The organism is Pseudomonas sp. GW823-FHT04A03, from assembly GCF_058796615.1.
This window is the reverse complement of record NZ_JBXAIV010000001.1, coordinates 169,131-191,003: the sequence shown is the minus strand read 5'-3', so window position 1 is coordinate 191,003 and position 21,873 is coordinate 169,131. Positions and strand designations below refer to the sequence as shown.

Genomic DNA, 21,873 nt, shown 5'->3' with positions numbered 1-21,873 from the left:
AAAGTCCTTCGCTGGCAGTGAGGACGGCGCCATCGCGCGCCGTTTCGGGCGGCCAGTTTACAGACACACTCGCCGGTTGGAAGACCGGACATCGAGTGTCAGCTGTGCGCCAGTATCCGCCGCAGTTCCAGCGCATTGCCGATTGCCGCGCCGTTGGCGGTGTTGTCGAAGATGCACCAGGTGTCGACGCCATCAATAGCCGCCACCCATAAATCGCCGGCGAGCCTTTCCAGATAGGCCGAGTCATAGGGGCTGTAATAAATGCGCGGCGAACCGTGCAGCCGCCAATAACGCACGCTGGGCCAGCCATGCGGAGCCGCATCGGTGCTGATCCGCGAGGGATCGACCACCGCTTGCGCGATGCGATACGCCATCAACAGCAGTTCGGCGGCGGCCCAGGACTCGTGACGCGGTTCAAGCACCACAGCTCCGGAATAACGCTGGCGCAACTCGACGAAAAAGGCCTCAGCAAGCGCTTCGTCGAACGCCAGCGACGGCGGCAACTGCAGCAGCAGACAACCCAGGCGATCGCTTAGCCCCGAGCACTGTTCAAGAAATGCATCGAACTCCTGTTCGCAGTCCCGCAGGCGCCGCTCATGGCTGATCAACTTGGGCATTTTCACGCAAAAGCGAAATCCGTCCGGCACCGACTCGGCCCAACGGGCGTAGGTTTGGCGTTGGTGCGGACGGTAAAAGGAACTGTTGATTTCCACGCCATTGAGGTGTGCGGCATAGCGTTGCAGGTGAGTGCCCTGCTCCGGGAATGACGGCCAGTATTCGCGGGGCAGGCTCCAACCCGCGCAGCCGATGAAGATCGCCGACGCACTCAAAACAGCACCTTGCCCGCTTCGCGCATGAAGATTTCCACGGTTTTCGGGCCGATGCCGTCGAAGGCTTGCAAACGCTTTTCGAAGTCCTGACGGTCGGCGCTCGCCTCGACCATGTTCATTACGCGCCCGGCATACTCTTCATTCAATTTGGCAGCCAGCGCCAGCAGTCGCTCGGCGGTGGTTTCGTCGTAACGCACGTAATGCGCCTGGCCGAGCATCCGCACCAGTTCGCGATGGGTGCAATGGCCGAGTTTGCGCGGCGTATCGCGTTGGTGTCGTTCAACGATCACTCGATAGGCTTCGGCGGCAATCTCGGCCTGGATTCGTTTGCCCATCAGGAAACTGGCGAGCAGCCATTTGAACAGGGCTGATTCGCTCAACGGGTGGAGGCGGATATGCAAGTCTTCGGCGCTGATGGTTTTGGTCATGCAGCTTTTGAGCGAGCGTCGGCGTGATGAGTGCGAGGCTGGCGACGAATGGCCTGGACGCGTAAAGCGTCAGGCTTCTCCTCATTGGGTGATGGTCGATAAACAGGTTTGGATCGCGCCGTTTAAAGACATGTCGGAATACGTCCGGATGCCTACAAATCCTTGCGCCAGAGCCTACCGCTACGCCAGAATCCGCCGGCTTGTGCGCCTTGGGGTCGGCCGGTAACTTGGATCGGGTCACTGATTTCCAGTGATCGGGTTTAGTAGCCCGTTGGTATTTGAAGAGTGCACAGGTGTCTGTCAGTCAGGTATTCCCATACCTGGATTTGATGGTGGCTGTGCGTAGGGTGCCCCCGGGCACGCCGGCTTTCTTCTTTTCCCCGGTCTACTAACCTGCGCACAGCTGCCTCCACCCCTGTTTAGTAGCTCGGGTCTGGCGGCTTCAAAACAGGAAAAGAATGAATATGTTCAAAGTCACGCCGAATCCTCCGGTCACCGAACCGGCCAGCATCACCGACCCAACCTCCCCCTACGAATGCCCTGATTCGAAAAGATTCAACGAAGCCGCCAACCGCGCCCTCGACTACCACCTCGGCCCGATCTCAGCCCACATGATGGCCGCGCCCTACTACCCCAACCGCCTCTACCAGGCCAACCCGGCCAGCAACAACGAATCCCTGCTCGCCGACGCCGTCGAAACCCTGGGCTCAGCCAACGTCATGCTCAACAACTTCGTCGACCTCCTCGAAGGCCCCCACCGCAAGACCGCACAAGGCATCGCGCAGATCGTGATGCTGGCGGAGCTGGCGGTGAATCAGGTGCTGGATAACGTCGTGCCGACGGAATAAACCCTTGGCGGCAGGTCTCTCCTGCCGCCCCTGCATCAGTCGATCAATCCCCGCCACTGGATATCCCCCCAATCCCAATTATGCTCAATAAAACCCCGCCCTCCCGCGCGGGGCAGTGATTCTGTGCACGCTCCACGAAACACCTGATCCGGCATCCGCCACAGGCCTCGGGTACGCGACGTTGATGAAGTGCTCCGGCCTACAAAAACAAGCACGACGGAGAACACCCATGGCAGTACTCGACAGCATGTCCACCGGCAGCGCGCCGCCCACCAACCACAGCATCAGCCGCGAGGAGCGCAAGGTGATTTTTGCGTCGTCCCTCGGCACGGTGTTCGAGTGGTATGACTTCTACCTTTACGGCTCACTCGCCGCGATCATCGCCAAGCACTTCTTTGCCGGGGTGAACGAGACCACGGCGTTCATCTTCGCCCTGCTCGCCTTCGCCGCAGGCTTTGCGGTGCGGCCGTTCGGGGCGATTGTGTTCGGGCGGCTGGGTGACATGATCGGGCGCAAGCACACGTTTCTGATCACGATTGTGATCATGGGTGTGTCGACGGCCATTGTGGGGTTCCTGCCCGGGTACGCGACCATCGGGGTCGCGGCGCCGATCATTCTGATTACCCTGCGACTGCTGCAAGGCCTGGCGCTGGGTGGTGAGTACGGCGGTGCGGCGACGTATGTGGCCGAGCATGCGCCGAAGGGCAAACGCGGGTTCTTCACCTCGTGGATTCAGACCACCGCGACACTGGGGCTGTTTCTGTCGCTGCTGGTGATTCTGGCCTGCCGCACGGCGCTGGGCACCGAGGCGTTCGAGGCCTGGGGCTGGCGGATTCCGTTTCTGCTGTCGATCCTGCTGCTGGCGGTGTCGGTGTACATCCGCCTGCAACTGAGCGAGTCGCCGGTGTTCATGAAAATGAAGGCCGAAGGCAAGGCGTCGAAAGCGCCGCTGACCGAGTCCTTCGCCCGTTGGGACAACCTGAAAATCGTGATCATGGCCCTGCTTGGCGGCACCGCCGGCCAAGCGGTGGTCTGGTACACCGGGCAGTTCTACGCGCTGTTTTTCCTGCTGCAAACCCTGAAGATCGACCCGCAGACCGCCAACCTGCTGATTGCCGGTTCGCTGCTGATCGGTACGCCGTTCTTCGTGATCTTCGGCAGCCTGTCCGACCGCATCGGGCGCAAGGGCATCATCATGGCCGGGTGCATTCTGGCGGCGGTGACCTACTTCCCGATCTTCCACGCGCTGACGCAGTACGGTAACCCCGACGTGTTCATCGCCCAGGAGAAGAACCCGGTCAAGGTGATCGCCAACCCCGACCAGTGCTCGTTCCAGTTCGATCCGGTGGGCAAGGCCAAATTCACCAGTTCCTGCGACCTGGCGAAGACCATCCTGGCCAAACGGGCGATCCCGTACGAAAACGTGGTGGCGGAACCGGGCACCGTGGCCCAGGTGCGCATCGGCGACAAGGTCATCGAAAGCTTCGAAGGCACGACCCTGCCGGCCGCCGACTTCAAGACCCGCAACGACGCCTTCACTGCCGGCCTCACGACCGCGCTGAAAGAAGCCGGTTACCCGGAAAAAGCCGACCCGGCCAAGACCAATTACCCGATGGTCTTGCTGCTGCTGACCATCCTCGTGATCTACGTGACCATGGTCTACGGCCCGATTGCGGCATGGCTGGTCGAGCTGTTCCCGGCGCGCATCCGCTACACCTCGATGTCGCTGCCGTACCACATCGGCAACGGCTGGTTCGGCGGGTTCCTGCCGACGGTGGCGTTCGCGATGGTCGCGGCTACCGGGGATATCTACTACGGCTTGTGGTACCCGATCGTGATTGCGGTGATGACGGCGATTCTCGGGATCTTCTTCATGCCGGAAACCAAGGATCGGGATATCCATCACACCTGAGGATTGAGCGCTGCCCGCTTCTGCAAGGAAGCGGGCGACGCACGCCTCACTTCGTTTCTGAAGGCGCACTGGCACCCGACGTAATCCGTTTGTGTCATGTCACTGTCATTCTTGGTTGCTAACGTCCTCGCGCCTCTTTGCCCCGACTGCCAAGGTGACCTTCCCGGTGTACTCAAGCCCGACGCGCCAGACCATCATCCTCAGATCCGCCGATATGTCCTGCGATGACTTCGGCGCTTTGTTTTCCCGCATGTTCGGCAATCGTTATGGCGACACACCGCCGCCGCCCAAGGACATCATCATCGGCGGCGTCTACGGGCGGCATGACGGGGTCAGTTTTCGGCGCATGCACTACCGGGGCGATTTCACCGTGGCGTTCCCCGAGCCCTACGACGAAATCACCTTCGTGATTCCCACCGCCGGCCGGATCATCTTCAATGACTCGGCCGAATCCCTGGGCCTGCCGCACATCGGGCTGGCCATCGACAAGGCGGATCTGCGCTCGATGCGTTTTGTCGATAATCACGCCCAGCACGGCATGTCGATCAGCCGCGCAGCGCTCACCGAACGATTGTCATCGCTGTTGGGCCGACCGATCGTGCACAAGCTGCATTTCGAGCCGAGGGTGGATCTGAACAGCCCGGCGTTTCAGGGCATTCGTGCGCTGATCGATCTGGCCACCGGCACCGAGTTCGATCTGCTGCTGAACGCCGGTTCGCTGATGCCGTCACGCCTGCGGGAAATGCTGGTGGACGCGGTGCTCGAAGCCTGGCCGCACAACTTCAGCGAAGCCTTGCGCCGCCCCGAAGCGCAGATCGCGCCACGGCATGTGAAACAGGCCATCGAATACATTCAAGCGCATCCCGAGCAACTGGTCAGCGGAACGGATCTGGCCGGGCTGGTGAACGTCAGCCTGCGGGCGTTGCAGGAAGGGTTCCGGCGGTTCGTCGGCACCTCGATTGTCGCGTACCAACGACAGGTCAGGCTGGAGCGCGCCTGTGATGCATTGAAGCAAGGCCAATCGTCATCGGTGACCGATGTGGCCCTGCAATTCGGGTTCAGCAATGTCGGCCGGTTCTGCCAGTACTTTCAGGATGCCTACGGCGTGAGCCCCGCTGAAATGCGAAAAGGACTGCGCTGAGGCAGTCCTTTTTCTTCACTTTCAGTTGATCAGAACTGATAACTGGCCTTGAGCCCGCCACTGAAACCGTGGCTGTCGCCGCCACCGCTGGCACCGACTTCGGCGCCCAGGCTCAGGGCGCCGAGGTTGGCCATCAGGTTGACGCCGCCGCTGAACTGATCGCGGTTGTCGAACGCCGCGCGCTGTTCGATATCCAGCCCCAGCAGCTGCCCTTCGCTGTCGACCTGATGATCGCCGAGCACATGCTCGTAACCGACCCGCACGCCCGGCACCAGTTGCCACGCGCCCATCGGCAGCGGGGCGAACGAGACGTCGAGATTGGCCACCGCACTGCGACGGGTTTCTTGAATGTCATCGACATTGAGAGCCAGCTCGCTGCCCTTCTCCTGAAAGCCCGACAGGTCCAGACGGCTGACCCGCACGCCAAGGCTCGGCTCCAGAATCACAGTGTTCAGCGGCATGCGATACCCCAGCGCCAGCGTCGCGCCACTGAGATTGCCGTGGGTGTCGCCCTTCGCCGAACCGAGGCCACCGCCGAGATCGCGTTTGCTGTCGTAGTCGACGTAACCGGCGCTGACGTTGGCATCGACAAACAGGCCACGTTCCAGACTGGTGAAGCCATAACGGGCGCCAAGGTCGAGGAAGGTGAAATCGGTGTCAGCCTCGCCGCCTGCGCCGCCCACCGAGCCTTTGCTGTAACCGATGCCGCCGCGAGCGCTGAATTGTTCGGAGAAACGCTGCGTGATGCCAACCATCAGGCCCTGACTGTGTTCGTTGCTGCTTTGGGCATGGGCGGAGCCGTCGGTGCCGAGGTAACCGGCGAGCGCGGTGCTCCACAACCGGTATTGACCGACTTTGAGGTCAGTGCCGCTGGCGAATGGCGCGGAGGCCTGTTCGATCATCGCGTTCTGACGCAGCAGATAACTGGCGGCATCGGCGTGCACCTGACCGCCGACCGTGGACTCGACACCGCCCAGAGTGCCGGCGTCGATGGCCGATTGCAGGTAGTAGTTGTAGGCGCTGTAGGTGCCTGAGAGTTTGCTGTTCTGCAACTCCTGCAACAGTTGCGCGCCAGCGGCGGCGTTGCCGATCAGCCCTGCCTGACCGGGCAGGCTGTTGTACTCGACCATTTTGCCGCGCAGTACATAGATGGTTTCCTGGGACAGGCCCAGCCCCTGCTTGAGGTAGTTGTCCATGCTGCCGTATTGCGCGGTCACCTGATCCAGGCCCGCTTGCAGATAACTGGCCTCGACGCCCAGCAGCGGCGCGTAGATCGCCGCCATGCTCGGCGGCATCATCGCCAGGGTCTTGGCCACGCGGTCGGCGGTGTAGTCGTTGGTCGCCAGGTAGTTGCTCATGATCGTCGCGTTGTCGACCCCGGCGATGCTTTGCAGCACCGCGGCCGTCCAGCCGGTGCGATCCTTGCCGGCAGTGCAATGGAACAGCGCGGCGCCATCGACACCGGCCAGTTCGTTGAATAGCACACCCAGTTGCCCGCGCATGCCGGCGTCGCTGACGAACGCGCGGTTAGTCTCTTGCATCATCGCAGTCGCATCGGCCGCGCTTTTGAAAGAGACCGTGGTGATGTTCGCCCCCGATGTGGTGGCGCCGATGATGTCGATGTTCTGGTAAGTCGCGCCGCTGATCATCGTGTCCGGGGTGCCGGCGATTTCGCTGGGGGTACGCAAGTCGTAAACGGCCTTGATGCCCAGACCGTTGAGGGTCGCGAGGTCCGACGCCGTCGGCGTCAGCGCGTTGGAGCGATAGAACACGCCGGCGCGCATGGTGCCGTCATGGGCCGTGGAATAAGCGGTGGTGATACCGGCGACATCGCGAAAATTGTCGATGCCATTCAAGCGCGGGGTATCAAGCTCGGCCGCGTGGGCGGCGGCGATGGACAGACTCAACACGGACAGCGAACACAGAAGACGTGGAAACACGATGCAGCCTCATTGGGAACCGGTTGGGCTGCCCACTATCTACAATGGAATGTGACTGAATATGGCAAAACCTCGAAAACCGTAAATGGCGGCGCGATCTGTCCGGCGCGCGCGCGTTCTGTCCGTGGTTGCCGACTAAATCCGTTCCGTGCTTTGACGTTTTTTTTGCAAGCACCCACGTAAACTGCAGTCTTCGCCCCTTCTGGAACCCGTCAATGAACGACGCAGATGATGAAATCCTGACGCAAGCGGCGCACTGGTGCCTGCGCCTGCAAGACAAAACCTGCACGCCCGACGAACGCCAGGCGTTCCAGCAGTGGATTCAGATCGACCCGCGCCATGCCTTCGAATACGCAAAGATGCTCGAGGTCTGGGAATTGAGCGATCAACTGCCGGACGAGCGCGAAAAGTCGAAAAAACGCAAAGCCACGACGCTGCCCTGCAGTTTCGAAGAGTTTCAACGCAACCTGGCGCAACGTGGCTGATGCACCGCGTTACGCTGGGGTTGAGGATCTGACGTAAAGCTGCGCCCCCCCTGGCTTGCCCAGTCCCGCATCGCCTGAACGAACAATCGCATCGCTCGAGCTTCGTCCTTTATTCAGGGTTAGAATCCGCCCGGTTCGGCTAACAGTTTAAGGATGACCCCGCTATGTCCACCCACGACACCTCCCTGCAAGACACCGCCGCCCCCGAGGGCGTCTGCTTCGGCTGCGGCAGCAGCAACCCGCACGGTTTGCACATCAAGAGTTTCTGGCACGAGGACGGCGTGCACGTCATGGCCGAGCACGTGCCCGAAACCAAATACTGCGGCTGGCCGGAGCTGGTCTACGGCGGTTTGATCGCGATGCTGGTGGACTGCCATTCCAACTGGACGGCGATGGCTTATCACTACCGGGCGGAAAACCGCGAAGCCGAAAGCCTGCCGCGCATCAACTGCGTCACCGGCAACCTCGGCATCAAGTTCATCAAACCGACGCCGATGGGCGTGCCGTTGACGCTGAAGGCCAGAGTCGACGGTGAAGTCGGGCGCAAGACCCGGGTGATCTGCGAGGTCTACGCCGGGGATGTGCTGACGGCGGTGGGTGATTCGGTGTTTGTGCGAGTGGATACCGAGCAGTTGGCGGCGGCCGCGCACGGTCGCTGAAATCCATCACTGAAGGAAGACACGATGCCCGATCGCGAAATCATCATCCCCGAATCCATGAAACCCATCGTCGAACGCGCCGGCTACGCCCCGGCGGTTCTGGTCGGCGACACGCTTTACTGCGCCGGTCAGGTGGGCCGGACAGCTGATTTGAAGGTCATCGAAGACCCCGAGCAACAATTCATCCGCGCCTGGGAAAACCTCGACGAAGTGCTGAAGGCCGGCGGTTGCAGCTTCGACGATGTGGTGGAGATGACCACCTATCACGTCGACATGAGCCGGCACATGCCGGTGTTTCGTGACGTGAAAAACCGCGTATTCCCCAAAGGCTTCTGCGCCTGGACCTGCATCGGCGTCAGCGAACTGGCTCACCCGGGTTTGCTGGTGGAAATCAAATGCGTGGCGGTGCGCAGGCGCGCTATACCTGAGTAACGCCACTCCCCCTCATCGAGGTGTTGAACGATGGACTTGACCCTCTATTACCACCCGTTGTCGTCCTACTGCCACAAAGCGCTGATCGCCCTCTACGAACACGGCGTTGCCTTCGAGAAACGCTTGATCGACCTGTCCAGCGAAGCCGAACGGGCCGAGCTTCAGGCGCTGTGGCCGCTGGTCAAATTCCCGGTACTGCGCGATCACGTGCGCCAGCGCACGGTGCCGGAATCGAGCGTGATCATCGAGTACCTGGATCATCAACCGGGGCAGTCGACGCGACTGATTCCCGAAGACTGGGAGACCGCGCTGGACGTGCGTCTGTGGGACCGGTTCTTCGACCACTACGTGATGACGCCGATGCAGCAGATCGTCGCCGACCGCATCCAGTCCGCCAATGGCGATCTGAGCAGTCAGCGGGCGCTGCTGGCCACGGCGTACGGCATGCTCGAACAGCAACTGGCCGACCGCGAATGGATCGCCAGCGCAGATTTCAGCCTGGCCGATTGCTCCGCCGCGCCGGCTCTGTTCTACGCCAGCACGCTGGTGCCGTTTGCCGCCGAACAACCGCGCCTGAACGCCTACTTCGAACGGCTGGTGCAGCGCCCTTCATTCAGCCAAGTCATCGAAGAAGCCAAACCGTGGTTCGACTACTATCCCTTTGCCGAGGCCCTGCCCCAACGTTTCCGCTGAGGCTCGGCCTTACGCTGGCTGGTGACTGGTCACGCAGTGAATCCCGCCACCACCGGCCGCGATGGCGTCGATGTTGATCTGCACCACGTCGCGGTTCGGATAGAGCTTTTTCAGCAGGTCGAAGGCCTTCTTGTCCGCCTCCTTGTCGCCAAACTCCGGAGCGATCACCGCGCCGTTGATCACGAAATAGTTGATGTAACCGGCCGCGAAATCGTCGTTATCCCTGTTGAACTTGGTCTTGCGCGGTTTCAGCGGTGGCGAAACGGTGTGGATCTGCAAAGGGCGACCGTCGGCGTCGGTGGCCTTTTTCAGGATTTCCAGGTGCGCCAGGGTGACCTTGTTGTCATAGGAGCGCGGGTCGGTGTCGAGGTTGGCGATCACCACGCCGGGCGTGACGAAGCGCGCGTAGAAATCGACGTGGGCATCGGTGATGTCCTTGCCCTTGATGCCCGGCAGCCAGATGATTTTGCGCAGGCCCAAACGTGCTTTCAACTCGGCCTCAACATCGGCCTTGCTCCAGCCGGGGTTGCGGTTTTCGTTGACCCAGCAGCTTTCAGTCATGATCGCGGTGCCGTGGCCGTCGACTTCGATGCCGCCGCCCTCGCCCACCAGTTCGCTGCGCTGGTAGGTCGCCTGCGCATCGGCCGCCACGCGCTTGGCGATCTTCGCGTCTTTCGAGTGCTGTTGCTTGTTGCCCCAGCCGCTGAAGTTGAAGTCCACCGCGCCCAGGCCGTTCTTGTCATCGATGACGAAGTTGGCGCTGATGTCACGCATCCAGATGTCGTCGAGGTTGGCGATCTGGTAGGTGATGTTGGACGTGCCGCAAATCTCTTCGGCCAAGCTGCGTTCGCCGCTGCGGCAGTAGATGGTCAGCGGTTCGTAGCGAGCGATGGCGCGGGCGATCCGGCCCAGCGCTTCCTGTACGTCTTCGGTAAAGTCTTCCCAGATCGCGTCCTGCGCGCCGAACGCCATGTAGGCGCGTTCGTGTTTGTCGCCCTCGTCGGGCATGAACCAGCGACCTTCGCTGGCCGCCAGTACCCGCGCCGGTGACAGGCCGAGGCCCATGACGGCAGCGCCTACGCCGGCGGCGACTGAAACCTGTTTGATAAACTCGCGACGAGTGGGCATGTGTAACTTCCTGATGTGTAAGGGGCTGCCGAAGCAGCCCGGAAAAATCACTTTGCAGTGGCGGTCTTGAACTTGGTCCAGGTGCGCATGCGGGCGCGCATGTCGGCCTGGGGAATATCCTTGCCCGGTATCAGACGAGCATAGGTCGCTTCGTCGAGGTAGATGTCCGGGTTGTTGCGCATCGCCTCATCCACGTTTGGCCGGGCCTTGGCGTTGGAGGTCGGGTAACCGGTGAAATTGCTGATCGCGGCCATGTTCTCCGGGCGCATCACGAAGTTGATGAATTCGTAGGCGTATTCCGGGTGTTTGGCATCCACCGGAATGGCCATGGTGTCCATCCACACTGTGGTGCCCTCGCGCGGCACGCGGTACTGGAAGCGGGTCTGCTTGCCGGCGCTGTCCGAGGTGCGCTGGGCCTGGGTCATGTCGCCGCTGTAGCCGAGGGACAGGCACAGGTTGCCGTTGACCAGATCGGTCACCGGCTGCGACTGGAACTTGCGGATGTACGGCCGCAGCTTCATCAGCAGATCACTGGCCGCTGCCAGATCCGCAGGCTTGGCGCTGCGCGGGTCGCGGCCCAGATAGTTGAGCACCACGGCCAGCACTTCGTCCGGCGAGTCGATCATCGAAATCCCGCAATCGGCGAATTTGGCCGCCAGTTCCGGTTTGAACAGCATGTCGAGGCTGTTGACCGGCGCGTCGGCCATGCGCTGCTTGATCTGCTCGGCGTTGTAGGTCAGGCCGATGGTGCCCCAGGTGTACGGCACTGTGGCTTTGTTCGAATGCTCGTAATGGCTGCGCAGCTTCTGCAGACCCGGTTCGATGTCGTTCATCGCCGTGACCTTCGAAGGATCCAGCGGCAACAGGCTGCCGGCACGCACCAAGCGCTCCGCCACGGTGTCGCCGGGGAAGATCAGGTCGTAGCCGCTGCCACCGGAGAGCATCTTGGCTTCCAGGGTTTCGCTGCCGTCCATCACGTCGTAGATCACCTTGATCCCGGTTTCGGCGGTGAATTTGCTCAACGTGTCTTCAGCAAAATAATCCGCCCAGTTGTACAGCCGCAAGGTCTTGTCTTCTGCGTGCACGGCGGGCATCAAACCGGCCAGCGCCAGGCTTAGAGCGCCCAGCAACCACTTGTGTGAAACAGGCATATCAGACTCCTTGAGGATTCCAGCGGGCGTTTAGGTGACGGCCGTCCTGGCTCAACAATGCGCCGTACATTTCCGGGCGGCGGTCGCGGTAGATGCCCCAGCTCAGGCGATCTTCACGCATGGCTGCCAGATCCAGGCTTTGCACCAAAACACCGGTGCTGGCGCGGTCGGCTTCGGCGAGCATTTTTCCCTTGTGGTTGCAGATGAACGACGAACCGTAGAAATTCATTTGCAGCGTCGCATCGGTGCCCGCCACTTCACGGCCAACCCGGTTGGAAGCGATCACCGGCAGTAGATTGGCAGCCGCGTGGCCACGCATGGTCATCTGCCAGTGGTCGCGTGAATCCAGATCCGCGCAGCCCGGTTCCGAGCCGATAGCCGTCGGGAACAGCAGCACTTCAGCACCCATCAGCGCCAGGCAGCGCGCGGTTTCCGGGAACCACTGATCCCAGCAGATGCCCACGCCGAGGCGACCGAACGCGGTGTCCCAGACTTTGAAACCAGTGTCGCCGGGGCTGAAATACTCCTTCTCCTGATAGCCGATGGCGTTGGGAATGTGGGTCTTGCGGTACACGCCCAGCAAACGCCCGTCGGCATCCGCCACGCTCAGCGAATTGAAATAGGCGTTGCCGGCCTTCTCGTACCAGCTCAGCGGCAGCACCACGCCCAGTTCCCGGGCCAGCGCGGCGAAACGCGACAGCACCTGACTGTCGCGGTACTCCTCGGCCAGCGCCATATGGTGGTGGCTCTGTTCGATGCAGAAATACGGCGTGGCGAACAGCTCCTGCAACAGGATCACCTGCGCGCCCTGCGCCGCCGCTTCACGCACCAACTGCTCGGCGCGATCCAGGTTGCTTTTCAGATCCCAGGTGCACGGCATCTGGGTGGTGGCGACTTTGAGCAGCGTCATCGATCAACCCTCCACCGGCCAGGATGGCTGTTGCTGGGTGATGCAGTGCACACCGCCGCCGCCATGGGCCAGGTGATTGATCTGCACCGGCACCACTTCACGGCCGGGGAACGCCTTGGCCAGGGTTTCTGCCGCCACATGGTCGGCCTCGATGCCGTACGCCGGCATGATGATCGCGCCGTTGGCGATGTAGAAGTTGGTGTACGAGGCGCAGAACACTTCGGCTTCGGTGTCCACCGCATCGGTGGCTTCGTACAGTTCGATCAGCTCGAACTTGCGGCCCTGGGCGTCGGTGGCCAGTTCCAGTGCGCGACGGTTTTCCCGCACGACTTCGGCATACACCGAGCTGCGATCGTGAGTCGCGTCCACCAGCAACACTCCAGGGCGAGCGAAGGCGCAGACGCCATCGACGTGGCCGTCGGTCATGTCGCCGGTGACGTAATCCGGATCGCCCGGCAGCCAGATGGTTTTCTTCACGCCGAGCAGGCGACTGAAGATTTCTTCCATCTCGGCCTTGCTCACGCCTGGGTTGCGATTGGGGTTGAGCAGCACCGATTCGGTGGTGATCAACGTGCCCTCGCCGTCTACATGGATCGCGCCGCCCTCGTTGCTCAGCGCCGTGCCGAAGCACTCGCCGCCCAAACGATTGAGCACGCGGCGGGCCAGGCTTTCGTCCAGGTCATGGGCCGACTTGCCGCCCCAGGCGTTGAAGCGCCAGCTCACACCAGCCAGACCTTGCTCCGGGTGAACGACGAAGCTCGGGCCGGAGTCGCGGCACCAGCTGTCGTTGACCGCCAGCGGAATCAGTTCGATGTTCGGCCCGCACAAGGCTTTGGCGCTGGCGATGGCCGACGGATCAACGACCATTTTCACCGGTTCGAACCGGGCGATGGCATTGGCGACGCGGGCGAAATCTTCCTGCACCAACGGCAAGGTCACGCCCCAGCCCGACTCCCACAGGGCCTGATTGTGTGGCCAGACCATCCAGGTCGCCGCGTGCGTCACCCACTCTGCCGGCATCATCCAACCGCTGTTGTTGTTTTTGTTCTGCTGCATGGTAAAAAGCCCTTTGAGTTAAGCCATTGTGTTCAATGAAAACAGCCTTGGCGGCGTTGACGTGCATGCTAATGGCGGCCTGAAGGGCAAACAAACGATGGATTTAGCGGAAAACTGATTAGAGGAACTTATCGATCATGCTGAAACACTGGCCACCCCTCAGCTCGTTGCGCGGCTTCGAAGCCGCTGCAAGGCTGGGCAGTTTTCACAAGGCCGCCGAGGAACTGAGCCTCACGCAGTCGGCCATCAGCCAGCAGATCCGCAGCCTTGAGGCGTATTTGGAACAACCACTGTTTTTCCGCAGCGGCCGCAGCGTCGCCCTGACCGACGCCGGCCACGATCTGCTCAGCACCACTCAGGCCATGCTGCAGCAACTGTCGGTGGGTATCCGGCGGCTGGGGCAATACCAGAAGCCCAATCAACTGGTGCTCAACACCACGCCGGCGTTTGCCCGGCACTGGCTGCTGCCAAGGCTGGGGGATTTCCGCCGTCAGCATCCGAACGTGGATCTGTGGATTTTCAGCACCGATGAAGTGCCGGACATGGCGACCCAGACCATCGATCTGGCGGTGCGCGACGACATCAGTTCGCAGGCTGAATGCAGCTTCAAGGTTCTGCACGCTGACCGCCTGTATCCGGCGTGTCACCCGAGCCTGCTGAGCGTGCCGAGCGCGCAGCGGACAACGCTGCACGGCGAGCGGGAAATGGACTGGAGCCATTGGGCGGTGGAATCGGGGATCGATGTCGGCCAGCAGGATCAGGGGTTGAATTTCTCTGATCCGGGCCTGTTGCTGGACGCGGCGTGTTCAGGTCTGGGGATCGCGCTGGTCAGTCAGTTGCTCAGCCGTCAGGCGCAACAAAACGGGCTGTTGCAGCCACTGGTGGAGCAAACCATTCGCGGCCCGAACTGGGCGATGCTGACGCATCGCGACAGCGAGAACGACCCGATGGCGCGATGCTTCAGTCAATGGCTGTCAACTCAACTGGCAGAACCCGAACCGCCGGCTCAGACCACTGAGTATTGACCTGCGCCGAGCCGGCCTTCCAGCCGACCGAACAATACGTAGTGCTGATAACCGCTGGTGAAAGCACCGGTGGAAACCGCATTCTTGACGTCCTGATTCATATGCAGGTATTGCGCTTCGTCGAAGTTCTCGGCACTGACTTCGCCATTGCGCCCAAGCCTGTCGCTGTCGACCGGCAAGCCGTTGATCGTGCGCTGGTGGAAGTCGACAATCCGGTTGATGGCGTGACTTTTCAACGATCCCGAGTTGGGGGACATAGCGTAGATGTGCAATCCGTTGTTCGCGCAGCGATCGCACATCTCGGCGCAGTTCGGCTGAGTGGACTTGCGTTCGGTCAGTTGCGCCAGCGGCATGTCGAGGTATTTGCCGACCTGATATTCGGTCTGATTGAAAATGGAACAACACAAGACGGTATTGCCATTACAGTCCAGCACCAGCCAGTCATCCTTGAGCGTGCATGCCTGCTTGGGATACTGGCGGACCAGATTGACCAGGTCGTCATAAGGCGGCAGCGCGAGTCGCTGCAGGGTCTTGCGATCGGTATCGGTCACCGACGGGTCGCGCTCGATCAGCGCCAGCGTCTTCTCCAGCGGCATCATCACTGAAAAGCCGCTCGAGAACTCGAAGCCCAAGGCCTGGCTGAATTCGTGCATCAGCGCTTCTTCTTCGATGTTGTCCAGGTAGCGGTGGTAATAGACCTCGATCCGCGTGGTCAAGCCATGTTTCTGCTTGAGCTCATGCAGTTTGATCATGTTGGCCTTGACGACTTCAATGTCACCGCCCACGTGCCCTTGTTCGTACGTGTGCTGATAAAAGCCGGACAGCGAGATGCGGAAGAACCATGGATTGGCGAGCATCGCCGTCTCCATGTTTTTTGCCAGATTCAGATTGGAACTGATACCGCTGCGCAAACCGGCCGCGTTGATGATTTCGACAAATTCGCCGATGCGCGGGTGGATCAACGGCTCGGTCCAGTTGTACAGAAATATCGACTCGACCCCTTCGCTTTGGGCCTTCTCGACGATCTTCCTGAACATGTCGAGTTGCATGGCTTTCTTGAAATTGGCGTTTTCCGAGTTACCCATCGGACACGAAGGGCAGCTCAAATTGCACGCGCCGACAATATCGATGTACATATTCATTACGAGTAATCCTTGATTGAATAGCGGTGCAACCAGACCTGCCGACGTTCGAGATCGCTGTTATTCGCTATTTATTTGACAGTCCCGGAACGCGAGCAGCAAATTTCGGGCCATTGGCACGCTCGGCCATCAATTCCACGACCCAATCGATAAATACCCGCAACTTTCGGCTGATATGCCGGTTCGGCGGGTAGGCGACGTACAGCGGCATCGGATCAAGCTCCCAGCCCTCGAACAGCGCCACCAACTCACCCCGGGCCTCATGCTCCGCCGACATATAGCGAGGCAGCCAGAGCACACCCAGACCCGCCAGGCCTGCCGCCAGATAGGCGTTGCCATCATCGACCGCCAGGGCATGCCGGCCCTTGATCAGCAGATTTTCCTGTGCATTGCGCAAGGCGTAAGGCACCGGTTTGCCGGTGCGCGCCCAGAGGAAACCGACCACCCGGTGATGGCTGTCTTCCAGCTCACCGGGATGCGTTGGGGTGCCGGCCCGGGCCAGATAACTCGGCGCGGCGTATACGCCGAGTTCAAGATCGGCGACCCGCCGGGCCATCAGCGACTGATCCCGCAGCTCCCCGCCGCGGATCACGCAGTCGACGTTTTCATCGATGATGTCGACGATCCGGTCACTGACGCCCATGTCGATCTGGATCTCCGGGTAACGCGCGTAAAACCCGGGCAGCGCCGGCACCAGGATCAGATTGGCCAGGGGGCTGGGTACATCGACCCGCAAGCGTCCCTTGGGCTGCGCCGCGGCGCCGGGAAGACTTGTCTCGGCATCGTCCATGTCCGCCAGCAACTTGATCACCCGCTCGTAATAGGCCGCGCCGTCCGCCGTGACGTTGACCTTACGCGTGGTGCGATTGAGCAACTTGACCCGCAGCCGCGCCTCCAGTTGCTGAATGAGCTGGGTCACGGTGGTCTTGCTCATGTGCAGGGTCTCGGCGGCCTTGGTGAAACTGCCCGCCTCCACCACTCGGGCGAAGGCTTGCATCGCGTCAAAACGGTCCATACCCCACCTCTGATAGCGGCTCGATTGTTTGGGATTTGCAAACAGTGATCGCCAAGGTTGCGCGTTTATCACGCCGAGGCAAGCCCCTAGAGTTTCTCCATCACCGGTTTTCAACCCATTGAAGGAGACACCCATGACCCGTGCCCAGCCAAAACGCGACGTGGTTTTCCCGCCCGGACGCCATGCGCTTTACGAGCGCAACCGGTATTCGCCAGCGGTACGTTCCAACGGTTTTCTGTTTGTCTCAGGCCAGGTCGGCAGCCTTGAGGACGGCTCGCCGGAGCCGGATCTCAAGCAACAGGTGCGACTGGCCTTCACCAATCTCAATGCGATCCTCGGCGCGGCCGGCGCCAGCTTCGACGACGTGATGGACGTGACGGTGTTCATGGTTGATCCGCAATCGACCTTCGAAACCATCTGGGAAGTGGTGCCCGAATTCTGGGGCGAGGCGCCGCATCCGACGATTACAGCGGTTGGCGTGACCTGGCTGTATGGCTTTCAGTTCGAGATCAAGGTGATTGCCAAACTGCCGGAATGACCTGATATCGCGTCGATTTGCAGCACGGGCCGACAGTCTTCAGACTGTCGGCCCGCATTCCTTTTGCGATCCATCGCCATGTCCGACACTTTGTTGAAGCCCAGCCTGCCCGGCATCGCCCTGCGCCGCTGGCGCGTGCTGCACCGCGTCAAGCAGAGCCATGCCGCCGAGTTGTTCAAGGTCACCCAGTCGACGATTTCCCGCTGGGAAAGCGGCGTGCAGGCGATGGATCCGGAGGCGCATCTTCAGCTCGAACAGCTGCTCGCGGCGCGACTCGACAGCGCCGCCGATCAGGCCCTCGCGCGACTGGTCACGGACAGCGCCCGCCCGGTTCATCTCGTCTGCGACCTGACCCATCGCCTGCTGGCCTGCTCCCCGGCCCGCGCCGCGCAGTTCAGCAGTCCGCTGAGCGATCTGCTGGGGCAGTCGCTGTGGCGCTTTGCGACGGCGCAAATCCAGCACAAGGAGTCCTTGCTGGATGACACCGGTTGGCGAGAAGTCCCGGCGCCGCCGGCACTGGAATTCGTCACCGGCCACAATGACTCAACCCTCGTCCCCATCCGCGAAAGCCTGTGCCGCTGGACGCGGATCGCGCTGTCGGACGGCACCGCCGCACGGCTGGTGGAAACGCTGTAGGCCGCGCACCGCATATTTTATGCGTGGACGATGATCGAGGCCGGGCCTAGGCTTTGAGCTCTGCTCTCTTTATGCCGGCCACTGTATGAACCTCGAAAAAATCAAGGGACGCCTCGACTTCCTGCGCGAAGCGGAGCGGCTCAAGGACGTCCTCAGAAGCGCCCACACCTCCTCCGGACGCAGCGAAAGCACCGCCGAACACAGCTGGCGCCTGTGCCTGATGGCGATCGTATTCGCCGACGACCTGGCCGGGCTCGACGTGCTGAAGGTCTTGAAGATGTGCGTCATCCACGACCTCGGCGAAGCCATCAACGGTGACATCCCGGCGGTCGATCAAGCCGGTTTTCCCGACAAGGGCGAAAAGGAGCGCAATGACTTGCTGCTGCTCACCCGCTCACTGGACGACGCACTGAGAAACGAAATCCTCGCGCTCTGGGACGACTACGAAAACGCCAGTTCCCCCGAAGCCAAGGCCGTGAAGGCCCTCGACAAGCTGGAAACACTTTTACAACACACTCAAGGGAAGAATCCGCCAGACTTCGACTATGGCTTCAACCTGGCCTACGGCAAGCAATACACCAATGCCGATCCGCTGTTCGAAACCCTTCGAACCCTGATCGACCGGGATACCCGAGAACGCATGAACACAAACATCACCATCCGCAACGAACGCCCCGAAGACATCGACACAATCGCCCGAATCACCGAGGCCGCGTTCCAGCACGAAGAACACTCCAGCCACACCGAACAATTCATCGTCAACGCCCTGCGCCGCGCCGGCCAGCTCAGCGTGTCGCTGGTGGCGGTGGACAACGACACGGTGGCCGGCCATGTGGCCATTTCCCCCGTGACGATTTCCTCCGGTGCTCAGGGCTGGTACGGCCTCGGCCCGATCTCCGTGTGCCCGACCCGCCAGCAGCAAGGCATAGGCTCGGCGTTGATGAAAGCTTCGCTGGCGGAGTTGCAGCGCATTGGCGGGGTTGGCTGCGTGGTGCTTGGCGATCCGGGCTACTACGGGCGTTTTGGCTTCAAGGCCCATGCCGGTCTGGAGTTGCCGGGGATTCCGGCGGAGTACTTTCAGGCGCTGGCGTTTGGCGGTGAGATGCCGGTCGGTGTCGTCAGCTACCACAAGGCTTTTGACGCCACCGAGTAAGGCCCGGACCGCTTAACGCACCAACCACTGCGCCATTAACCGCGAACTCTGCGGCATCAGCCAATACACCATGTTGAACGAGATCAGCCCAGCCACCAGCATCTTGAACAACCACCCCGGCAATCGCAGGTCCGCCAGTTCCAGCAGCGCCGCCAGTGCCCACGGCATGGACACCGACAGCGGCCACACCACCAGCCATGACACCAGCCATTGCTTCCAGCGGGCGCCGGTTTCGGTGGTCATGGTTGCTGGCGCCGCAGCACGGCGCGCTGGTAGATGCGATCGCGGGCCAGGGTCATCGGGTCGCGGCTCAGGGCGATGCCGTCGAGCAGTCGGCCGGGGCTGAAGTCGAGGCGTTGCTGGGCGGTTTGCTGGTCTTCGGCGGGCACCCGCGAATCGAGGGTGAAAATGCCCAGTTCGACTTCGTGGCGGTTTCTTGGCCACGGGATCGAGCCGTCTTCAATCACATCGCCCGGCGCTGCCAGTTGCGCGATCAAGCGCATCTGCGCTGGGCCCTTCGCCAGTCGTGCCGTCAGTTCGTCCTGCAAGTAGTCGGCTGGCATGCGGGCGGCTTGCTGGTCGCTGAGCAGCAATTGGCCGGTTAACGGTTCTATGCGGTAGCGAACGATCTGCTCCTGGTTTTCATGGTTGCTGAAAACCAGCGCGTTCACGCCGAAGTATTCGATGCTGGTGTAGCTCAACGGCGCCGGTTTCGGCGTTTCCAGAAAGTGCCTGGCCCTCGGATGCTCTGCCAGAAAAGCCTGCAACGGCTGCGGATCCGGCGGCGTGGCGACCGTTGCAGCGATGCCTTTCAGGAAGCCGAGAAATTCCAGGGGCGTGGCCACTGGAAAACCGTCGAACGAGTGGCCGACAATGTCGGTGAACTCGCCGTTCGGCAGTTTGAAGCGCACCGCGAGCCCACGCGGACTGGCCATCGGATCGCCGTCCAGCGTGGCCGGCACGCCACTGAAGTTGGAGAACCGCAGCACCACTGGCACCGGTTTTCCCTGCAAATGAGCGGCGCGGCTGAGGGTTGCCGCCGCCGGTGAAGCGGTGAAAGTCCCGTTCACCAACAGACCTTTGGCATGGGTCGCGCGAAAGCCTGGATGCTTGCCGAACGTGGCATACAGCGCATCCAGCAGCGCGTCGTAGAGTTTGTCCTGTGACACCGGATCAGTCCTTGTGAAAGTCAGCGGTTGTTCGCCAGCGGCATAGGCCGGGGACGCGCTCAGCGCCCCCGCCAGCAGCGCGACGATCCACGGTCGGGATAATCGCATCGGGGTCACTCCTGACGCCGACCGGGGTTGAGCGCGATGTGTTTGTACTCGACAAAATCATCCATCGCCGCCACGCCGTTCAGACGCCCCTGCCCCGACTGTTTGAAGCCGCCCTCCTCGAATTCGTCGTAGACCACCGCCCAGTCGTTGACCCACACCGTGCCGGCTTCAAGTTCACGGGCGACTCGCAGCGAGCGGTCGATGTCGCGGGTCCAGACGCTGGCCGCCAGACCAAACTCGCTGTTGTTGGCCAGTTCGATGGCCTCGGATTCGCTGTCGAACACCTGCAGGGTCAGCACCGGGCCGAAGGTTTCGCGCTGGACGATGGCCATCTCCGGATCGCTGACTCGCAGCAGCGTCGGCCGATAGAACGCGCCTTTGGCCAGCGGCCCGTCAGTCACCGGCCCACCGCGCACGATGACTTGCGCGCCGGCAGCAATCGCCTCTTCCACCACCTGATTGACCCGCTGCACGTTGGGCTTGTCGATCAGCGGCCCCATGTCGCTGGCCGGATCCGCCGCCGGCCCGACCCGCACCGCTTCAAGTCGAGCGGCCAGGCGTTCAGTCAACACGTGAGCGATGTCGCGCTGTACCAGCAGGCGCGAACCGGTCATGCAGAACTGACCGGAAAACACCGTGAGCGCCTTGACCAGCGTCGGCACCACCGCGTCGAGGTCGGCGTCGTTGAACACCAGCATCGGCGTCTTGCCGCCCAGTTCCAGGCCGAAGCGCTTGAGGTGTTGCGCCCCCGCCGCCGAGATCGCCCGACCGGTGCCGGTGCTGCCGGTGAAGCTGATGACCGGCACCTTCGGCGACTCCACCAGATGGATCGAACCGGCCGCGCCCTGCTCGCTGAACAGATTGATCACGCCACGCGGCAGCGACGGCGCTTCACTCATGATCCGCGCCACCAGCGCGTTGGTCTGCGCGGTCTGCCCCGGCATCTTGATGACCGTGGTGCAACCGGCGGCCAGGGCCGGCGCCAGCGAGCGGATCATCAGCACCACCGGCGAATTCCACGGCACGATGATGCCCGCGACACCGACGGCCTGACGGATCACCAGAGAGATCTTGCCGGGCCGGGGTTGCGCGGCACGGCCATATTCAGTGCGGGCCAGCGCCGCGTAATAGCGCAATTTGGACGGCACCATGCCGACTTCGAAGGCGGCCTCGGGACGGATCTTGCCGTTCTCCAGCGCCAGGGTGTCGATCAGCTCTGCGGCGTTGAGTTCGAAGACGTCCGCCAGTTCCAGCAGCACCTGCGCGCGCAGTTGACTGTCGTCTTTCCATGGGGTCTGCGTGAAGGCCCGTTGCGCGGCGTCGATGCCTTGCTGCGCTTCAACCAGTCCGCCTTCGGCGTAGCGACCGATCAGCTCATAAGTCGCCGGGTTGATGGAATCTTTGTAGTCACCGGAATCCAGCCACAGGCCGTCGATCCAGTTCAAAACCTTGGTGTTGTTCATGACGAAAACTT

The 21,873-nt window shown here is 61.7% G+C and carries 23 protein-coding genes and 1 pseudogene; 12 read left to right on the top strand and 12 right to left on the bottom strand.

What is annotated here, in order from left to right; genetic code table 11:
• Nucleotides 1-98: 98 nt before the first annotated feature.
• Both AC1Q9F_RS00830 and AC1Q9F_RS00825 read right to left on the bottom strand, forming a co-directional pair.
• Nucleotides 99-830, bottom strand: a complete 732-nt coding sequence (locus tag AC1Q9F_RS00830; protein WP_492619308.1) for a DUF72 domain-containing protein — start codon at nt 828-830, stop codon at nt 99-101.
• Nucleotides 827-1,258 carry an HhH-GDP family DNA glycosylase gene (locus AC1Q9F_RS00825; protein ID WP_492619309.1) on the bottom strand — a complete coding sequence of 144 codons (432 nt, stop codon included), beginning with the start codon at nt 1,256-1,258 and terminating at the stop codon, nt 827-829. The genes AC1Q9F_RS00830 and AC1Q9F_RS00825 overlap by 4 nt, the downstream gene beginning before the upstream one ends.
• 464 nt (nt 1,259-1,722) lie before the next feature.
• On the opposite strand from AC1Q9F_RS00825, the gene AC1Q9F_RS00820 reads away from it, so the two are divergent.
• The 3 genes from AC1Q9F_RS00820 (at nt 1,723) to AC1Q9F_RS00810 (ending at nt 5,159) form a co-directional block, all read left to right on the top strand.
• A complete protein-coding gene (locus AC1Q9F_RS00820) occupies nt 1,723-2,106 on the top strand; it encodes a DUF6124 family protein (RefSeq protein WP_207985966.1) in 384 nt (127 codons plus the stop codon).
• Between the two features lie 229 nt (nt 2,107-2,335).
• Nucleotides 2,336-4,018, top strand: coding sequence for an MFS transporter (locus tag AC1Q9F_RS00815; RefSeq protein WP_492619310.1), 1,683 nt, complete (start codon nt 2,336-2,338; stop codon nt 4,016-4,018).
• A gap of 166 nt (nt 4,019-4,184) precedes the next feature.
• Complete coding sequence (locus AC1Q9F_RS00810; protein WP_492619311.1) at nt 4,185-5,159, top strand: AraC family transcriptional regulator; 975 nt, start codon at nt 4,185-4,187, stop codon at nt 5,157-5,159.
• 29 nt (nt 5,160-5,188) lie between these two features.
• On the opposite strand, the gene AC1Q9F_RS00805 is transcribed toward AC1Q9F_RS00810, so the two are convergent.
• Nucleotides 5,189-7,099, bottom strand: a complete 1,911-nt coding sequence (locus tag AC1Q9F_RS00805) for a tyrosine-protein phosphatase (RefSeq protein ID WP_492619312.1) — start codon at nt 7,097-7,099, stop codon at nt 5,189-5,191.
• A gap of 215 nt (nt 7,100-7,314) precedes the next feature.
• Here AC1Q9F_RS00805 and AC1Q9F_RS00800 point away from each other — a divergent pair, with 215 nt between their 5' ends.
• The 4 genes from AC1Q9F_RS00800 to AC1Q9F_RS00785 all read left to right on the top strand — a co-directional run bounded on the left by AC1Q9F_RS00800 (nt 7,315) and on the right by AC1Q9F_RS00785 (nt 9,368).
• A complete protein-coding gene (locus AC1Q9F_RS00800; protein WP_207985963.1) occupies nt 7,315-7,584 on the top strand; it encodes a FecR/PupR family sigma factor regulator in 270 nt (89 codons plus the stop codon).
• Nucleotides 7,585-7,748: 164 nt separating this feature from the next.
• Complete coding sequence (locus AC1Q9F_RS00795; RefSeq protein ID WP_492619313.1) at nt 7,749-8,243, top strand: PaaI family thioesterase; 495 nt, start codon at nt 7,749-7,751, stop codon at nt 8,241-8,243.
• 24 nt (nt 8,244-8,267) lie between these two features.
• A complete protein-coding gene (locus AC1Q9F_RS00790; protein ID WP_492619314.1) occupies nt 8,268-8,675 on the top strand; it encodes a RidA family protein in 408 nt (135 codons plus the stop codon).
• Between the two features lie 30 nt (nt 8,676-8,705).
• Nucleotides 8,706-9,368, top strand: a complete 663-nt coding sequence (locus AC1Q9F_RS00785; RefSeq protein WP_492619315.1) for a glutathione S-transferase family protein — start codon at nt 8,706-8,708, stop codon at nt 9,366-9,368.
• 9 nt (nt 9,369-9,377) lie between these two features.
• On the opposite strand, the gene AC1Q9F_RS00780 is transcribed toward AC1Q9F_RS00785, so the two are convergent.
• The 4 genes from AC1Q9F_RS00780 to AC1Q9F_RS00765 are packed head-to-tail and all read right to left on the bottom strand — an operon-like array spanning nt 9,378 to nt 13,613.
• Nucleotides 9,378-10,496 (bottom strand): agmatine deiminase family protein, encoded by a 1,119-nt coding sequence (locus tag AC1Q9F_RS00780; protein ID WP_492619316.1) that lies wholly within the window; start codon nt 10,494-10,496, stop codon nt 9,378-9,380.
• A gap of 47 nt (nt 10,497-10,543) precedes the next feature.
• Nucleotides 10,544-11,647, bottom strand: coding sequence for an extracellular solute-binding protein (locus AC1Q9F_RS00775; RefSeq protein ID WP_492619317.1), 1,104 nt, complete (start codon nt 11,645-11,647; stop codon nt 10,544-10,546).
• 1 nt (nt 11,648) lies between these two features.
• Entirely contained in the window at nt 11,649-12,557 is a 909-nt protein-coding gene (aguB, locus tag AC1Q9F_RS00770; protein ID WP_285355254.1) for an N-carbamoylputrescine amidase, read from the bottom strand.
• A gap of 3 nt (nt 12,558-12,560) precedes the next feature.
• Nucleotides 12,561-13,613 carry an agmatine deiminase family protein gene (locus AC1Q9F_RS00765; protein ID WP_492619318.1) on the bottom strand — a complete coding sequence of 351 codons (1,053 nt, stop codon included), beginning with the start codon at nt 13,611-13,613 and terminating at the stop codon, nt 12,561-12,563.
• 137 nt (nt 13,614-13,750) lie between these two features.
• On the opposite strand from AC1Q9F_RS00765, the gene AC1Q9F_RS00760 reads away from it, so the two are divergent.
• Nucleotides 13,751-14,638: a LysR substrate-binding domain-containing protein gene (locus tag AC1Q9F_RS00760; protein ID WP_492619319.1), complete on the top strand. Its 888-nt coding sequence runs from the start codon at nt 13,751-13,753 to the stop codon at nt 14,636-14,638.
• On the opposite strand, the gene AC1Q9F_RS00755 is transcribed toward AC1Q9F_RS00760, so the two are convergent.
• Together AC1Q9F_RS00755 and AC1Q9F_RS00750 are read right to left on the bottom strand one after the other, a co-directional pair.
• Nucleotides 14,620-15,780, bottom strand: coding sequence for a radical SAM protein (locus AC1Q9F_RS00755; protein ID WP_492619320.1), 1,161 nt, complete (start codon nt 15,778-15,780; stop codon nt 14,620-14,622). The two genes, AC1Q9F_RS00760 and AC1Q9F_RS00755, sit on opposite strands and share 19 nt — an antisense overlap.
• Before the next feature lie 67 nt (nt 15,781-15,847).
• Nucleotides 15,848-16,795, bottom strand: a complete 948-nt coding sequence (locus AC1Q9F_RS00750) for a LysR family transcriptional regulator (RefSeq protein ID WP_492619321.1) — start codon at nt 16,793-16,795, stop codon at nt 15,848-15,850.
• Between the two features lie 133 nt (nt 16,796-16,928).
• Here AC1Q9F_RS00750 and AC1Q9F_RS00745 point away from each other — a divergent pair, with 133 nt between their 5' ends.
• From AC1Q9F_RS00745 to AC1Q9F_RS00730, 4 genes and pseudogenes are all read left to right on the top strand, one after another.
• Nucleotides 16,929-17,333, top strand: a complete 405-nt coding sequence (locus AC1Q9F_RS00745) for a RidA family protein (protein ID WP_492619322.1) — start codon at nt 16,929-16,931, stop codon at nt 17,331-17,333.
• A gap of 78 nt (nt 17,334-17,411) precedes the next feature.
• Complete coding sequence (locus AC1Q9F_RS00740) at nt 17,412-17,969, top strand: helix-turn-helix domain-containing protein (RefSeq protein WP_492619323.1); 558 nt, start codon at nt 17,412-17,414, stop codon at nt 17,967-17,969.
• Between the two features lie 85 nt (nt 17,970-18,054).
• Nucleotides 18,055-18,612 (top strand): annotated as a pseudogene (locus tag AC1Q9F_RS00735) (HD domain-containing protein); the annotation flags it as partial.
• Entirely contained in the window at nt 18,610-19,122 is a 513-nt protein-coding gene (locus AC1Q9F_RS00730; protein ID WP_492619451.1) for a GNAT family N-acetyltransferase, read from the top strand. The pseudogene AC1Q9F_RS00735 and the gene AC1Q9F_RS00730, both read left to right, overlap by 3 nt.
• A 12-nt stretch (nt 19,123-19,134) precedes the next feature.
• Here AC1Q9F_RS00730 and AC1Q9F_RS00725 read toward each other — a convergent pair whose 3' ends face one another.
• Genes AC1Q9F_RS00725 through AC1Q9F_RS00715 form a run of 3 tightly spaced genes read right to left on the bottom strand, consistent with a single transcriptional unit; the run spans nt 19,135 to nt 21,862 of the window.
• The gene (locus AC1Q9F_RS00725; protein ID WP_492619324.1) at nt 19,135-19,365 is read right to left on the bottom strand and encodes a hypothetical protein; all 231 of its coding nucleotides are present in this window, start codon (nt 19,363-19,365) and stop codon (nt 19,135-19,137) included.
• Nucleotides 19,362-20,399: a catalase family peroxidase gene (locus tag AC1Q9F_RS00720; protein WP_492619325.1), complete on the bottom strand. Its 1,038-nt coding sequence runs from the start codon at nt 20,397-20,399 to the stop codon at nt 19,362-19,364. Before AC1Q9F_RS00720 ends, AC1Q9F_RS00725 begins: the two co-directional genes overlap by 4 nt.
• A gap of 5 nt (nt 20,400-20,404) precedes the next feature.
• Nucleotides 20,405-21,862 carry an aldehyde dehydrogenase family protein gene (locus tag AC1Q9F_RS00715; RefSeq protein WP_492619326.1) on the bottom strand — a complete coding sequence of 486 codons (1,458 nt, stop codon included), beginning with the start codon at nt 21,860-21,862 and terminating at the stop codon, nt 20,405-20,407.
• Nucleotides 21,863-21,873: the final 11 nt, after the last annotated feature.